Raw genomic sequence first — 14,088 nt, forward strand, 5'->3', positions numbered from 1 at the left:
ATCAGTCCCGGGCCCGGGAGGGCGCGGCACCGCCAGCCCCACGACGCACGGCAGCGCGGGCCGCGACGGGCCGCGACGGGCTGGCCGGAGCGACCGCTATCCGGCCAGCCGCCGTGAAGGCGCAAACACCCAGTTGCCTCGGGGCGACGTTTCGTGCGCAGGGTGATTCATTTGCTTGCGAGGTGCGCTTGCCGCCCGGCTGGAATCGCCGTTGTGCAGGCCCGGCGGCTGGACCTGGGCGCCGGGATCCCGGGACCGCCGCAGGACAGCGAACACCAGGCATCTGGAAAGCGCAAGCCTCGACAGCCGCTCCCCTGACCCGGTTGTGACGGATCCCCCGGAGCGTGGCTTTTCTGCCGATTTGCCTCACTTTGCTGCGGCGCAACAAAAAGTGCTTGCAAGCCGGTCAGGCAGCCCCCACAATGCGAGTCATGTTGCAGTGCAACATTATCGCTGTCACCCAGTTTCCATCAGGACACCCGCGGGTCCTCCCGCTCAAACTCAGGAGAGCACCATGCTGACTGCAGAACAAATCTTCGCCGCCCACAAGGCCAATATCGAAACCCTCTTCGGCCTGACCAACAAGGCCTTTGAGGGCGTGGAAAAGCTGGTCGAGCTGAACCTGCAGGTGGCCAAGGCCACCCTGGCCGAAGCCGCCGAGAACACCCAGGCCGCCCTGTCCGTGAAGGACGCGCAAGAGCTGCTGGCCCTGCAGACCTCGCTGCTGCAACCCAGCGCCGAGAAGGCCGCCGCCTACAGCCGTCACCTGTACGACATCGCCACCGCCACCAACGCCGAAGTGGCCAAGGTCGCCGAAGCCCAGTTCGCCGACGTGCAGACCAAGTTCAACGCCGTGGTCGATACCGCCGCCAAGAACGCCCCGGCCGGCACCGAGAACGCCGTGGCCCTGGTGAAGTCCGCCGTGGCCGCCGCCAACAACGCCATCGAGAACATCCAGAAGGCGGCCAAGCAGGCAACCGAAGTGGCCGAGGCCAACTTCCAGGCCGTGACCAACACCGCCGTGAAGGCCTCCCAGGCCGGCAGCCGCGCCAAGCGCCCCACCGCCGCCTGATCTGAGCAGTTGTCTCCTCGGTACCCCGCGGTGACCGCGTCACCCAGGTACCCTTGAAGCCCGAAGCCTTGTGCCTCGGGCTTTTTTTATTGGATCTGCGCCTCCCGGGCGCTGCTAGCATCCGCGCCTGACCATGACAGCGAAGGCCACACCGTCCCTTGTCCACTGCCCCAATTGCGAGGCGGTCCTGGTACAGCCGCCCGCGCCCTATTGCGCGCAGTGCGGCCAGGAGACACGGGTCCGGGCGCCTACGCTGATGGAATTTCTCCAGCAATTCGGCGGCGCCTACATCTCCACCGAAGGCGCGCTGTGGCGCACGCTGAAACTGCTGCTGACCCGCCCCGGCGCCCTGACGGCCGACTACCTGCGCGGCAAGCGCCGCAGCCATGTGCTGCCCTTGCGCCTGTACCTCACCATCAGCGTGCTGACACTGGCTCTGCTGAGGCTGCTGGGCCACGCCCCCTTCAGCGAAGAGAGTGCCGAACGCACGCGCCAGGCCCTGCAGACCGGCAGCTACTCCGTGGTGCGCATCCCACCTCTGGTGCTTGGCATGGAACAGCGGCATTTCACCTGCACCGCCCTGCCGGACTGGTACTGCGTTCGCGCCCGGACGCGGCTGGAGCAGGACCCCGGCGCCGTGGTGCAGGCCTTGCAGGCGGCGCCGGAGCAGGTCATTGCGAGCATGGGCCGGGCGATGTTCGTGCTGCTGCCGGTGTTCGCCCTGCTGCTGAAGCTGCTGCAATGGCGCCGTGACGGCAGCGGCCTGCGCTACACCGAACATCTGGTCTTCGCCCTGCACCTGCATTGCGTGTGGTTCCTGAGCCTGTGGCTGGTGGCCCTGCCGGCACTGCTGCCCCTGGGCGGGCTGTGGAACCTGGGCTACACCCTGCTGGCCCTGCGCCGGGTCTATGGGAGAGGCTGGTTGGGCACGGCCTGGCGCGCCACCCTGCTGCTGCTCGCGCAGGCCGTGCTGCTGTTCGGCATGTTCATCCTCTCCATCCTCTGGACCGTCGTGTCATGAACTGGTTTCGCAGGCAGTTGCTGGTCCCCACCCCGATGAGCGGCCATTGCACCAACTGCGGCACCGCGCTGCCCGAGCCCCGACAGCGCTTCTGCAGCCACTGCGGGCAGGAGACCGAGGTCAAGGCCCCGACCCTGGGCGAGTTCATCCAGCAGTTCGGCGGCGCCTACTTCTCCACCGAGGGTGCCCTGTGGCGCACGCTGTGGCGGCTCTTCGTCCCCGGGCAGCTGACGCTGGAGTACTTCGCCGGCCGACGGCGGCATTACGTGCTGCCGCTGCGCCTGTACCTGACGATGTCGGTGGTCCTGCTGCTGGCCCTGCGACTGAACGGGCAGCTCGAGCTGCCCCTGGACGAGCCCGAGGCGGGCAGCGCGGCCTCCAGCCCGGCCAGCCCGGGCAGCGCCGCCATGCCCAAACCTGCCAAGCCGCGCGGGACGCTGATCATCGACGAGAAGGATCGCCAGGAGCTGACCATGGTGGATCTGGGCGCCTGGCGGGCCGGCACCCACAAGGGCCAGTTCTATTGCGAGGGTTTCAGTGACAAGGTCTGCAAGCGCTTCGAGCGCCGGCTCACGGCTGACCCCGCCACCGTGCGCGAGTATTTCGCCGACCTCCCCTCGCGCGCCCTGGACCACCTCGGCCAGGCCATGTTCGTGCTGCTGCCGGCCTTCGCACTGTGGCTCAAGCTGCTCTATGTGGACAAGCGCCGCCGCTACACCGAGCACCTGGTCTTCGCCCTGCACCAGCATGCCTTCTGGTTCGCCGTGCTGGCCCTGCTGACGCTGAAGTCGGAGTCAGTGGCGGTGTTCTGCGCGCTGGCCATGGTGGTCCACCCGCTGATCGCCCTGCACCGCGTCTACGGCACGCGCTGGTGGAGCACCCTGCCCCGCGCCTTCGGGTTGATGGTGGCCTACAGCATCAGCCTGGGCCTGGTGCTGGCGGCGATGTTCATCTACCTGTTCGCGTCTTAGCCGCCAGGCGCTGGCGCAGCAGCGGCAGTGCGGCCAGGGCGGCATCACGGCCAGCCTGGATGCTGCGCTTGCGGGCCGAGAAGTCAGCGCTGCCCACGCCCTCCAGCCTGGGGCGGATGATGACGTCCGCCTCGCGCAGCTCGAAGTTGTTGATGGAGCGGCCCATGATGGAGAAGGTCTGCAGCAGCATGCGCATGGCGTCGCCGGGTGGCTTGGCCTCGGGCGGCTCGGAGATGTCCACCGCGACGACCAGCTCCGCACCCATCTGCTTGGCGAAACGCACGGGCACAGGCGCTACCAGACCGCCGTCCACATACTCGCGCTGGCCGATCTTGACCGGCTGGAACACCGCCGGCACCGAGCTGGAGGCGCGCACCGCAGCGCCCGTGTCACCGGTGCGGAAGAGGATGGGCGAGCCGTCCGAGAGATCGGTGGCAACGATGCCCAGCGGCAAGGGCATCTGCTCGATCAGGCGATGGCCGGTCTTCTCACGCACGAAGCGCGCCAGGGCCTCGCCACGGATCAGCCCGCGGGTGGGGAAGGCCCAGTCGGTGATGGCGCCCTCGTCCATGGACTCGGCCATCTGCGCCAGCTCCTTGCCGTTCTTGCCCGAGGCGTAGAGCGAAGCCACCAGGCTGCCGGCCGACGTGCCCGCCACCAGGTCCATCTTGATGCCGTTCTCCTCCAGCACCTGGATCACGCCGATGTGCGCGAAGCCGCGCGCCGCACCGCCGCCCAGGGCCAGGCCCAGCTTGGGCGGCTTGGGCGGGGGCGAGGGCACGACGGGGTCGAGGGGCTGGACCGGCTGCGGCGGCGGCGTCTCCGTGCCGGCATTGCGGCTGGGCGCCGTGGCGCAGGCGGCCAGGCCCAGGGCCAGCAGGGCGGCCAGGGCCGTTCGGCGTGAAGGCCGTGACGGACGTGACGGGCGGGAATCCAAAAAATCAGGCGATCGCATGGCGCGGCATTCTATTGAGCCCGCAAGGCGCGGGTCTGCGCTGCGGCGCCGGGGCCACGTCTTGCCTCCCGCGCGGCAGGCTCAATGCCACAATGCAGCAGCGCCTGCGCCTGGGAGGCGCGCCCACCGGGGAGTCGAGCGTGGACGAATCCGAACAGGTCAGGGAACGCATCGCCGCCATGCTGCGCAGCAGCCCGGTGTTCGGCCCGCTGTCCGACGCCCTGCGCCTGGCGCTGGCCACCGCGATGCGCCTGCACACGGTGCCCGGCGGCAGCCCCCTGTTCCATGAAGGTGAGCCGGCCGACAGCATGGCCGTGGTCCTCAGCGGCGGCCTGCGCGCCTGGCGCCAGACGCCCACCGGCGAGCTGTTGCTCTACAACCAGTTCCACCCCGGCCAGAGCGTGGGTGAACTGGCCATGATCCTGCAGCAGGCGCGCGCCCAGCATGTCACCGCGCTGCGCGATTCCCTGGTCGCTCTGCTGGACCGCCAAGCCTACGAAGCCCTGCTGCTGCTGCACCCGCTGGAGTTGAGCCGGGTGATGATCAAGACGGTCGCGGACCGCCTGCGCAGCCAGTCCGAGGGCGGCGAGCAGCGTCTGGCGCAGACATTTCTCGTGCTGGCGCTCTCGCCTGACGAGGCCACCTGTCAGGCCGCCGCCACCCTGGCCCGCCAGCTGAGCAAGGCCCTGGGCCGCCTGGGCCGTGCCGGTCACCTGCTGGAGCACGGCCCCGGCCAGACCCTGAGCCTGGACGGCCAGCCCTGGCCGCGCGAGCGCCTGCAGGAGCTGGACGACAGCCACGACTACCTGGTCTACGAGGCCGACGCGCAAGCCAGCGACTGGACGCGCTACGCCTTTCGCCATGCCGACCAGCTCGTGCTGGTCGCCCGTACCGGCAGCCGCCCGGAGCTCAGCGAGATCGAAGGCCAGCTCCAGCGCGAGACCGGCTGGTCCCTCAAGCGCCAGCACCTGGCCCTGCTGCACCCGGCCTGCGCCCGCGACGCCGAAGCCCCGCAGCCCTGGGCGACCCAGCGCCAGCTGGAGCGCATCTACCCCTTGCGGGAGGACCATGACGAAGACGTGGCTCGCCTGGCTCGCTTCCTCACCGGCCAGGCGGTGGGTCTGGTGCTGGGTGGTGGCGGCGCCCGCGGCTTCGCGCACCTGGGCGTGCTGCGCGCGCTGCGCGAGGCCGGCGTGCCGGTGGACCTCATCGGCGGCAACAGCATGGGCGCGCTGATCGGGGCCCAACTGGCCCAGGGCCATGACATCGCCACCGTGCTGGCGCAGACGCGCCGATTCGCCACCGGCGGCGAGCGGCTCACGCTGCCCCTGGTGTCGCTGGTGGGCGGGCGCCGCGTCGAGCGCGACCTGCGCGCCCTCTTCGGCGAGCAGCAGATCGAATGCCTGTGGCGCCCCTTCTTCGCCGCCAGCTGCAACCTGAGTCGCGGCAGCACGGCAGTGCTGGACAGCGGCCCCCTGTGGCGCGCCGTGCTGGCCAGCAACTCCCCCGCCGGCCTGCTCCCGCCCGTGCTTCAGGACGGTGAGCTGCTGGTGGACGGAGCGATCCTGGAAAACGTGCCGGTGCAGGCCATGCGAGTTCGCCTGGGCACGCCGCTGGAGCGCCGGCGTGGCAACGGGCAGATCATCGCCATCGACGTCGATGCGCGCGCCGAGCTGCGAGCCGACCCACAGCTGCACCGGTTGAGCGCCGGCAGCCGGCTGCGCTCCCTGATCCGGCGCAGCGCCCCTTCCGCGCCGGGCATCGCCGACATCCTCTACGCCGCCGGCCATGTGGGCGGGACCAGCCAGCGCGGCCGCACCATCGCGCAGGCCGACGTCTACCTGCAGCCCGACCTCAGCCGCTACGCCCTGATGGCCTACGCCCGCGCCCAGGAAATCGCCGATGAGGGCTACCGCCACGCCCTGCAGCAGATCGAGCAGTGGCAAGACCTGGCCCCCGGAGGTCGTGCGCGATGAGCGAGGCGCAGGGCACCCTGCCCCTGTCCCTGAGCCAGCGCGAGGTCTGGCTGGACCAGCGCGCCTGGCCGGGCAGCGTCCATCTGCATATCGGGGGCTTCGCCTTCCTGCACGGGCCGCTGGACGCGGCCCTGCTGCGGCTGAGCCTGCAGCAGCTGGTAGACGAGAACGAGGCCCTGCGCCTGCAGCCCCTGCCCGAGGAAGGCGCACAGCGCCTGCTGGAGACCCTGGCCGCGCCCCTGGACATCCTGCCCCTGGATCCCGGCCAGGACGCGCGGACGGCCATGCTGGACTGGTGGCGAGGGGAATGCCACCAGCGCTTCGACCTGCGGCAGGCGCCTCCCTGGCGCTGCGTGCTGCTGACCGACGGCCATGCGCTGCACGGTCTGTCCATCCGCTTCCATCACCTCGTGATGGACGGCTGGTCAACCCAGCTCTTCATGCAGCGCTGGACCGAGCGTTACGCGCAGCTGCAGCAAGACCTGACCCCCACGCGCGAGGAGCCCGGCGCCTACCTGGCCTTCATCGAGTCAGGCCGCGACTACCTCGGCAGCGCGACCTGCCTGCGCGATGCCGACTATTGGGCCAGGCAATGGCCGGCGCTTCAGGAGCCGGCCCTGCCGCCGCGCCATGCCCTGCGCGCGCCGGACCGGCTGCCGCGCGCCCACGTCGCCCGGCTGCAGGTGCAGCGGCGCGAGCTCCAGCCGCTGCAAGCCGCGTTGCAGGCGCAGGACGCCAGCCTCTTCGATGCCGCCCTGAGCGCCATCGCCCTGTACCTGCAGCGCAGCCGCGGCATCGAGCACCTGGCCGTGGGCATGCCCAGCCTCAACCGCGGCGGCGCACGCTGGCGGCAGACCCTGGGCATGTTCGTCAGTGTCCAGCCCCTGCTGCTGCGCTTGCAGCCGCAGATGAGCATCGGGGCGCTGCTGGCCGAGGGCCGGCATCAGGCCCGCACCGGCCTGCGCCACGCGCGCTATCCGCTCAGCGAGACCGCCCACCGCCTGCAGCTGATGCGCAGCGGCCGCGACAGCCTGCTGGATGTGATGGTGTCCCTGGAGCGACAGAGCTATGCCCTGGGCTTCGGCGCCTGCCGCCTGGAGCAGGCGCGCCAGAGCTTCGCGGAGGAAGCCCGCTACCCGCTGGCCCTGACGCTGTGCGAGTTCGGCGACGCCGAGGAGGTGGAGCTGGTGCTGGAGCTCTCCGAGCGCTGCTTCGAGGCCGACGAGGCCGAGCTGCTGCTGCGCCGGCTGTGGCACCTCATGAAGCTGATGCCCGGCTCGCTGAACAGCCCGCTCGACGCCCCCTCCCTGATGCCGGAGGAGGAGTCCTGGGCGCTGATCCATGGCCTGCACAAGAACCTGGCCAGCACCGAAGCGCCACAGCCGGTGTGGCTGCAGTTCAGCCGCCAGGCCGGGCTCAACCCCGAAGCCGTAGCCCTGGTCTGGGACGACGCCGCGGGGCAGGCTCAGTCCATGAGCTACGCCGAGCTGCAGCAGCGCAGCCTGGCCCTGGCGTCCTGCTTCCTGGGCGCCGGGATTCGCCAGGGGCAGGTGATCGCCCTGCTGGTGGACCGCAGTCCGGCCTTGCTGGCCGCGCTGTTCGCGGCCTGGCGCTGTGGCGCCTGCGCGCTGCCCCTGTCGACCGAGCTGCCCCAGGATCGCCTGGCAGAACTGCTGGAGATCGCCTCACCCGCGCTGCTGCTGGGCAGCCGGCCGGACGTGCTGCGCTGGAGCTCGGGCGCGCTGCCCGGCGTCAGTCTCACGCCCCTGGGCGAGGTCCTGGACACACCCGCCCCGCCCGGCCTCGCCAGTGCGGCGCGGCCCCTGCACGACGCGGCCTACCTGCTCTTCACCTCGGGCTCGACGGGCCGCCCCAAGGCCGTACGCATGGGCCACGACGCCCTGGCGCGCCGCCTGGCCTGGCTGGCCCGGCGCTGGCAGATAGGCCCGCAGGACCGCTCCGTGCAGCAGGTGCAGCCGAGCTTCGACCCGGCCCTGGTCGAGCTGCTGCTGCCGCTCGTCCAGGGCGGCAGCGTGGCCCTGATGCCGCCGGGACGCCACCATCCCGAGCGCCTGGCGGCCTTCATGCAGCGCCACCGCGCCAGCTTCTGCGCCCTGGTGCCCTCCAGCCTGGCGGGCCTGCTGACCGGCCTGCAGAAGCATCCGGTGCCCAGCCTGCGCGTGGCCTGCTGCGGCGGCGAGGTGCTGGCGCCCGCCCTGTCCAACCGATTCCTCGCGGAGACGGGGGCCGCGCTCTTCAACGTCTACGGGCCAACGGAAGCCTGCATCTTCGCCAGCGCCTGGCCCTGCGAGCCCTGGCCCGAGACCGAGGCCCTGCCCCTGGGTCCCGCGGTGGACGACACCCGCATCTACGTGCTGGACGAGCGGCAGCGCCCGCAGCCTTTTGGCGTCAGCGGCGAAGTCTGGCTCGCCGGCCCCACCCTGGCCCTGGGCTATCTGGACCCGCAGGACACCGCCGCGGCCTTCGTGCCCGACCCCTTCCACCCCGGCGAACGCATGTACCGCAGCGGCGACCGCGGCTGGCTGGACGTCCAGGGCCGCCTGCATTTCGCTGGCCGGCTCGACCGACAGCTCAAGCTGCGCGGCTACCGCGTCGATCTGGGCGACGTGGAGGCCGCCTGCCTCAAGCTGCCGGGCGTTCACCAGGCCGCCGTGCAGTGCCTGGACGCGGGCGACGGCCCGCGCCTCCACGCCTGGCTGGCGGGCCCGCGCGCTCAGGCGGAGCCGACCCTGGCCGCCCTGCTGCGCCAGCGCCTGCCCGACTACATGGTGCCCGCCCACCTCACCCTGCTGCCGGAACTGCCGCTGAACAGCAGCGGCAAGCTGCTGCTGGACCAGCTGCCGCCGCCCGCGCGTGCGGCGGCCTCCATGGCCGAGGCACCTGCCGCCACCGCCCTGGAGGCCGAGCTGCAGGGCCTGTGGCGAGAGCACCTGAAGCGGGCCACCGTCGGCCTGGAGCAGAACTTCTTCGACCTGGGCGGCGACTCGCTGGTCGCGCTGGCCATCCTCAGCGCCCTGGAGGACCGCCTGGGGCGCCGCCTGCCCCTGCAGCTGATGGTGGACCACCCTACCGTGCGCCAGCTGGCCTTCGCCCTTGCCGCGCCGCAAGCCGCGGAGGGTGTGCTCCTGCCCCTGAGCCGCGACATGCAGGCCCCGCGCCTCTACGTGGCCGCCTCCGGCCATGGCGACGTGTTGCGCCTGCAGGCCCTGGCGCGCGCGCTCGAAGGCCGGCTGAGCGTGCTGATGCTGCAGCCTCCCCGCGAGGCCCCTGCGCGGATGGATGCGCTGGCCGAGGTCTATGCCGATGCCATAGCCAGCGAGCCGGGCACGTGCTTCTGGCTGGCCGGCTTCTCCGTGGGCGGGGTAAGCGCCCTGGCCTGTTGCCGGGCGCTGGAGACCCGCGGGCTGGCGCCGCAGGGCCTGGTGCTGCTGGACAGCATCCATCCCGAGGCTGTGATCGGCGGCACCAGCTCCTGGCGCGCCCTGGGCTGGCTGGTCCGGCGCCTGCATGTGCAGGACCTCAGTATGAACGGCCGCAGGCTGGGCGCCATGTTCGCCGATCCCGGCCTCGTGGCCCAGGTCATGGCCCTGCGTAGCCACCGGATCGAGGCCTGCGCCAGCCCGGTCTGGCTGCTCAAGACCACCGGCCTGCTGCGCTGGAACCGCCTGCTGTTCCAGGGCTGGCAGCGGCTCTTCGGCGAGCGGCTGCGCAGCACCGTGGTGCGCGGCCTGCATGGGTCCATGTTCGAGCCCGAGCATGTGCAGCACCTGGCCGACAGCCTGCTGGCGCTGATGGGCACCAGGCTCGAGCCATGAGCCGCACCACGCTGGCACCGGCCCTGAGGTGGCGCCTGACCCTGCTGATCGCCCTGCTGGCAGGCCTGCTGCTACTGGGCTGGGCCTGGCACCAAGAGCGCTGGCAGGCCTGGCTGCGCGGCGGCGAGGCCCTGCTGTGGCTGCGCGCGCAGGCCGCAGCCCTGGGGCCGCTGGCTGTCTGGCTGATGATGAGTGCCGCCCTGTGCCTGGCCCTGCCCCTGGTGCTGCTGAGCATGCTGGTGATCGCCGCCTTCGGCCCGACCTGGGGCATGGCGCTGTGCTTTGCGGGCGCAGGGCTGGCCGCGCTGGTGAGCCACCGCATCGGCCATCTGCTGGGCCATGAGCTGCTGCTGCGCCTGGCCGGGCCGCGGGTGAGGCTGCTCAGCGAGACCCTGGGCCGCCGCGGCCTGCTGGCGGTGGTCCTGATGCGCCTGACGCCCATTGCACCCTTCGCGGTGGTGAACATGGTGGCCGGCGCCACCCACATCCGGCCCTGGCAGATGCTGCTGGGCACCTGGATAGGCATGGCGCCCAGCACCGTGGTGATGGGCCTCTTGCTCGATCCGCTGCTGCGCCTGCTTGGGCGGCTGGACCTGCCGGTGGTGGCAGGCCTCGCTGGCCTGGCCGCCGCCGGCGCCATGCTGCTGGCCTGGCGCCTGCGGCGCTGGCGGCGTTCGCGCGCTCAGAGCTGAGGCCGTGCCTGCACCCGCAGCTGCTGCTCGCCCAGGCCCTGTACGCCCAGGCGCATCTCGTCGCCCGCCTTCAGGTAGACGGGCGTGGGCTTGCGGCCCATGCCCACGCCGGGCGGCGTGCCGGTGGAGATCAAGTCGCCCGGGTAGAGGGTCATGAAGCGGCTGAGGTAGCTCACCAGCTGAGCCACGCCGAAGACCATGGTGCGCGTGCTGCCGCGCTGCATGGGCTGGCCGTTGAGATCCAGCCAGAGGGTCAGGTCTTGCGGGTCCGCCACCTCGTCTGCCGTCACCAGCCAGGGGCCGACGGGGCCGAAGGTATCGCAGCCCTTGCCCTTGTCCCAGGTGCCACCGCGCTCCAGCTGGTACTCGCGCTCGGACAGGTCGTTGACCACGCAGTAGCCGGCCACGCAGGACAGGGCCTGGGCCTCGTCCACATAGCTGGCCTGGCGGCCGATTACGACGCCCAGCTCCACCTCCCAGTCGGACCGCGTCGAGCCGCGTGGCAGCCAGACAGCGTCACGCGCGCCGATGGCACAGGAGGGTGGCTTCATGAACAGCACTGGCTCGGCTGGCACTGCCATGCCGGCCTCGGCGGCATGGTCCGCATAGTTGAGCCCCACGCAGAGGAATTTGCCCATGCCGCTCCAGGGCAGGCCCAGGCGGATGTCGGGCGGCAGCAGGGGCAGGTGGGCGGGGTCGAGGGCGCGCAGCCGGTCCAGGGCCGTCGGCGCCAGGGCGGCGCCGTCCAGCACGGCGCAATGGGCGCTGAGGTCGCGCAACTGCCCATCGTGATCAACCAGGCCCGGGCGTTCGGTGCCGGGCGCTCCCCAGCGCATCAGCTTCATGCGTGCTCCTTGCTTCGAGTGGCCGCGGCAGTCTACGGCCCCCGGCCTCAGGACAGCTTGTAGGTCTGCAGATGAATGCTGGTTTCGGTGGCGCCGATGCCCTTGATCAGTCGCACCCTCTCCAGCACCTCGGCCAGCTCGCCCAGGGTCGCGGCACGCAACTCGGCCAGCAGGTCCCAGCGGCCATTGGTGTCGAAGAGGCCGGAGACACCGGGCTCGCCCAGCAGGATGGAGATCACCTCGCGGGTCTTGTTGCCCTCCACCGCGATGCTCATCCAGGCCGTGATGGCATTGGGCGTCACATCGGGCCGCAGCTTGACGGTGTAGCCCACGATCACGCCGCTGTCCTCCAGCTTGGCAATGCGGTTGGTCACCGTCCCGCGGGAAACCTTGAGCTTGGCCGCCAGCGTGGCCACGGTAGCGCGGGCATCCTGGCGCAGCAGCGCCAGCAATTGCTGATCGAGGGTGTCCATGAGCGGCTCCGGCAAATGGCGGGACCTGTGGAGCTCACAGGCCTTGATGGCTTGGATTTTGCCATTTTGGCAATTTACACTGCCAAAATGGCAGAGAACCTTGAGTTTTTGTACAACTCTTGCGCTTCTTTCTAACGCGAGGCTTGAGAAGAATCATGTCCATCACAACAACGGAGACTTCTCATGGCCATGTTGCTGAGCACGCACGACGTTGCTGCAATGACCCGACGACTGGGCCTGCCCGAGCTGCTGAAGCGCCTGGTGGGCTATCTGGAGGCCGACTACCTGCGCTGGCAGGAGTTCGACAAGACGCCCCGCGTCGCCGCCCACTCGACGGACGGCGTGATCGAGCTGATGCCCATCGCCGACCACGAGCTCTACACCTTCAAGTACGTCAACGGCCACCCGCGGAACTACCGCTTCGGCCTGTCCACCGTGATGGCCTTCGGCGCCCTGGCCGACGTGGCCACCGGCACGCCCCAAGTGCTGTCCGAGCTGACCATCAGCACCGCGCTGCGCACCGCCGCCACCTCCGTGATGGCCGCCAAGCGACTCGCACGTGCAGATGCCAAGACCATGGCCCTGATCGGCAATGGCGCGCAAAGTGAATTCCAGGCCCTGGCCTTCCACCACCTGCTGGGCATCGAGGAGATCCGCCTCTTCGACATCGACCCGGCGGCCACCGCCAAGCTGATGCGCCATCTCCAATCCGTGCCGGGCCTGCGCCTGGTCCCCTGCCAGAGCACCGCCGAGGCGGTGAAGGGGGCGGACATCATCACCACGGTCACGGCCGACAAGACCAACGCCACCATCATCACGCCCGAGATGCTGGAGCCCGGCATGCACATCAACGGCGTGGGCGGCGACTGCCCCGGCAAGACCGAGCTGCACCGCGGCGTGCTGGAGCGCTCCAGCGTCTTCGTCGAGTTCGAGCCCCAGTCGCGCATCGAGGGCGACATCCAGCAGATGCCTGCCGACTTCGCCGTGACCGAGTTCTGGCGCGTGCTCAACGGCCAGGCGCCGGGCCGCCGCGATGCGCAGGAAGTCACCGTGTTCGATTCCGTAGGCTTCGCGCTGGAGGACTTCTCCATGCTTCGCCTGCTGCGCGACTGCGCCCGTGAACTGGGCCTGGGCAGCGAGATCAGTCTGGTGCCCCGCATGGCCGATCCCAAAGACCTCTTTGGCGAACTGGTGTCGGCCGAGGCCGGGGAGCAGCGTCGGGCGGCCTGAGGCGCGCCCCACCCATCGGGGCGGCCCTCACTCCCCCGATGGAGCGATAGGGCCCAGCCCCCACCTGCCCCGAAGATGCCTGCCCAGCGGCGGTGCCTGTGTGTGGCACCGCCCTGCTGGCAGACGCATGGAGGTGGTGCATGAGTTCGGATCTGCGACGGGTGCTGGGCGTCCAGGCCCTGGCCTTGCTGGCGGCGCTGCTCTGCATTCTTCATGAGGCGGCGCCGGCGACAGCGCCGGACAAGCAAGCGCCGGTGCCCGTGGGCACGGGCCTGGGCCCGGCCCTGCGAAGCGACCGCCCTGCGGGGGCCGCCTCGACACTCGGGCCGCCTCAGGCGGCCATGCTCGCCTTGAAGGCGCGCGCCTCCCGGCGCTTGGCCTTGGTGGCCTCCTGACGGTAGAGCTCCTCGGCTTCCTGGCGCAGCACCACGGCCTTTTCCAGGGCCTGCATGTAGCGCTCCACGGTGTAGGTGGACTCAGAAGCGATGTAGACGCTGCGACGACGCGCCGGCTCGCCATAACGGGGCAGGAGCACGGTGAAACTGCAGTCCCTCAGCTTGCCGCGGCGCTGGCGCACGATGGGGCCGGAAATGCCCACCGGTAGCTCGCTGGTCTTGTTGGCATTGGGTTCTGGTTTGAGACGGGTGGGCGCCGGCAGCTTGGCCACGCGCTTGAGCAGTTCCTTGGTCGCCGCAGCGAGGGCACCGCCGGCACCGCCGGGGAACTTGCTGTCCGAGTAGAACTTGGTGCCGCCGTAGCGCAGCTGCCAACCGTGGGTGGACCTGGAATCGATGCGCTGAACGCCCTGTGGAACGGTGAACTGTTCACCGGTGTGGATCAATACTTCTCTGGTTTTCATGAGGTATCCCCATACAACTGGATAACTCCCTGTGTGCGCTAGTGTAACGACCCTGTCACAGAAGCAGACTTGTGTCGTTAGGAAAGGGGACGGCGCCTGCGGGCTGGATGCCACAGTGTCACCTGCGTGACAAGCACCTGCACTGCGCCCAACCCTCC

12 protein-coding genes are annotated in these 14,088 nt (G+C 70.3%); 8 read left to right on the forward strand and 4 right to left on the reverse strand.

Annotation, left to right across the window (positions count from 1 at the left end):
- Window positions 1-514: 514 nt before the first annotated feature.
- From phaP to H5407_RS04550, 3 genes are all read left to right on the forward strand, one after another.
- Window positions 515-1,072 (forward strand): phasin family protein, encoded by a 558-nt coding sequence (gene phaP / locus H5407_RS04540; protein ID WP_183103250.1) that lies wholly within the window; start codon window positions 515-517, stop codon window positions 1,070-1,072.
- Window positions 1,073-1,328: 256 nt separating this feature from the next.
- Window positions 1,329-2,093: a DUF3667 domain-containing protein gene (locus H5407_RS04545; protein ID WP_183103251.1), complete on the forward strand. Its 765-nt coding sequence runs from the start codon at window positions 1,329-1,331 to the stop codon at window positions 2,091-2,093.
- Window positions 2,090-3,064, forward strand: a complete 975-nt coding sequence (locus H5407_RS04550; protein WP_183103252.1) for a DUF3667 domain-containing protein — start codon at window positions 2,090-2,092, stop codon at window positions 3,062-3,064. Before H5407_RS04545 ends, H5407_RS04550 begins: the two co-directional genes overlap by 4 nt.
- Here H5407_RS04550 and H5407_RS04555 read toward each other — a convergent pair.
- Entirely contained in the window at window positions 3,042-4,019 is a 978-nt protein-coding gene (locus H5407_RS04555; protein ID WP_183103253.1) for a patatin-like phospholipase family protein, read from the reverse strand. The two genes, H5407_RS04550 and H5407_RS04555, sit on opposite strands and share 23 nt — an antisense overlap.
- A gap of 140 nt (window positions 4,020-4,159) precedes the next feature.
- On the opposite strand from H5407_RS04555, the gene H5407_RS04560 reads away from it, so the two are divergent.
- From H5407_RS04560 to H5407_RS04570, 3 genes are read left to right on the forward strand one after another with little or no spacing between them, the layout of a single operon-like run.
- Window positions 4,160-5,995: a cyclic nucleotide-binding and patatin-like phospholipase domain-containing protein gene (locus H5407_RS04560; protein WP_183103254.1), complete on the forward strand. Its 1,836-nt coding sequence runs from the start codon at window positions 4,160-4,162 to the stop codon at window positions 5,993-5,995.
- Window positions 5,992-9,831, forward strand: coding sequence for a non-ribosomal peptide synthetase (locus H5407_RS04565; RefSeq protein ID WP_183103255.1), 3,840 nt, complete (start codon window positions 5,992-5,994; stop codon window positions 9,829-9,831). The genes H5407_RS04560 and H5407_RS04565 overlap by 4 nt, the downstream gene beginning before the upstream one ends.
- The gene (locus H5407_RS04570; protein ID WP_183103256.1) at window positions 9,828-10,523 is read left to right on the forward strand and encodes a TVP38/TMEM64 family protein; all 696 of its coding nucleotides are present in this window, start codon (window positions 9,828-9,830) and stop codon (window positions 10,521-10,523) included. The genes H5407_RS04565 and H5407_RS04570 overlap by 4 nt, the downstream gene beginning before the upstream one ends.
- Here the strand turns inward: H5407_RS04570 and H5407_RS04575 are convergent.
- Together H5407_RS04575 and H5407_RS04580 are read right to left on the reverse strand one after the other, a co-directional pair.
- A complete protein-coding gene (locus H5407_RS04575) occupies window positions 10,514-11,368 on the reverse strand; it encodes a fumarylacetoacetate hydrolase family protein (protein ID WP_183103257.1) in 855 nt (284 codons plus the stop codon). The two genes, H5407_RS04570 and H5407_RS04575, sit on opposite strands and share 10 nt — an antisense overlap.
- A 47-nt stretch (window positions 11,369-11,415) precedes the next feature.
- A complete protein-coding gene (locus H5407_RS04580; RefSeq protein ID WP_183103258.1) occupies window positions 11,416-11,841 on the reverse strand; it encodes an Lrp/AsnC family transcriptional regulator in 426 nt (141 codons plus the stop codon).
- Between the two features lie 183 nt (window positions 11,842-12,024).
- On the opposite strand from H5407_RS04580, the gene H5407_RS04585 reads away from it, so the two are divergent.
- Window positions 12,025-13,071, forward strand: a complete 1,047-nt coding sequence (locus tag H5407_RS04585; protein WP_183103259.1) for an ornithine cyclodeaminase — start codon at window positions 12,025-12,027, stop codon at window positions 13,069-13,071.
- 140 nt (window positions 13,072-13,211) lie between these two features.
- Window positions 13,212-13,466, forward strand: coding sequence for a hypothetical protein (locus H5407_RS04590; RefSeq protein ID WP_183103260.1), 255 nt, complete (start codon window positions 13,212-13,214; stop codon window positions 13,464-13,466).
- Here H5407_RS04590 and H5407_RS04595 read toward each other — a convergent pair.
- A complete protein-coding gene (locus H5407_RS04595; protein ID WP_183103261.1) occupies window positions 13,403-13,930 on the reverse strand; it encodes a hypothetical protein in 528 nt (175 codons plus the stop codon). The genes H5407_RS04590 and H5407_RS04595 overlap by 64 nt on opposite strands.
- Window positions 13,931-14,088 lie beyond the last annotated feature (158 nt).

The sequence above is a fragment of the Mitsuaria sp. WAJ17 genome (genome assembly GCF_014174515.1).
Classification (GTDB): domain Bacteria; phylum Pseudomonadota; class Gammaproteobacteria; order Burkholderiales; family Burkholderiaceae_C; genus Roseateles_B.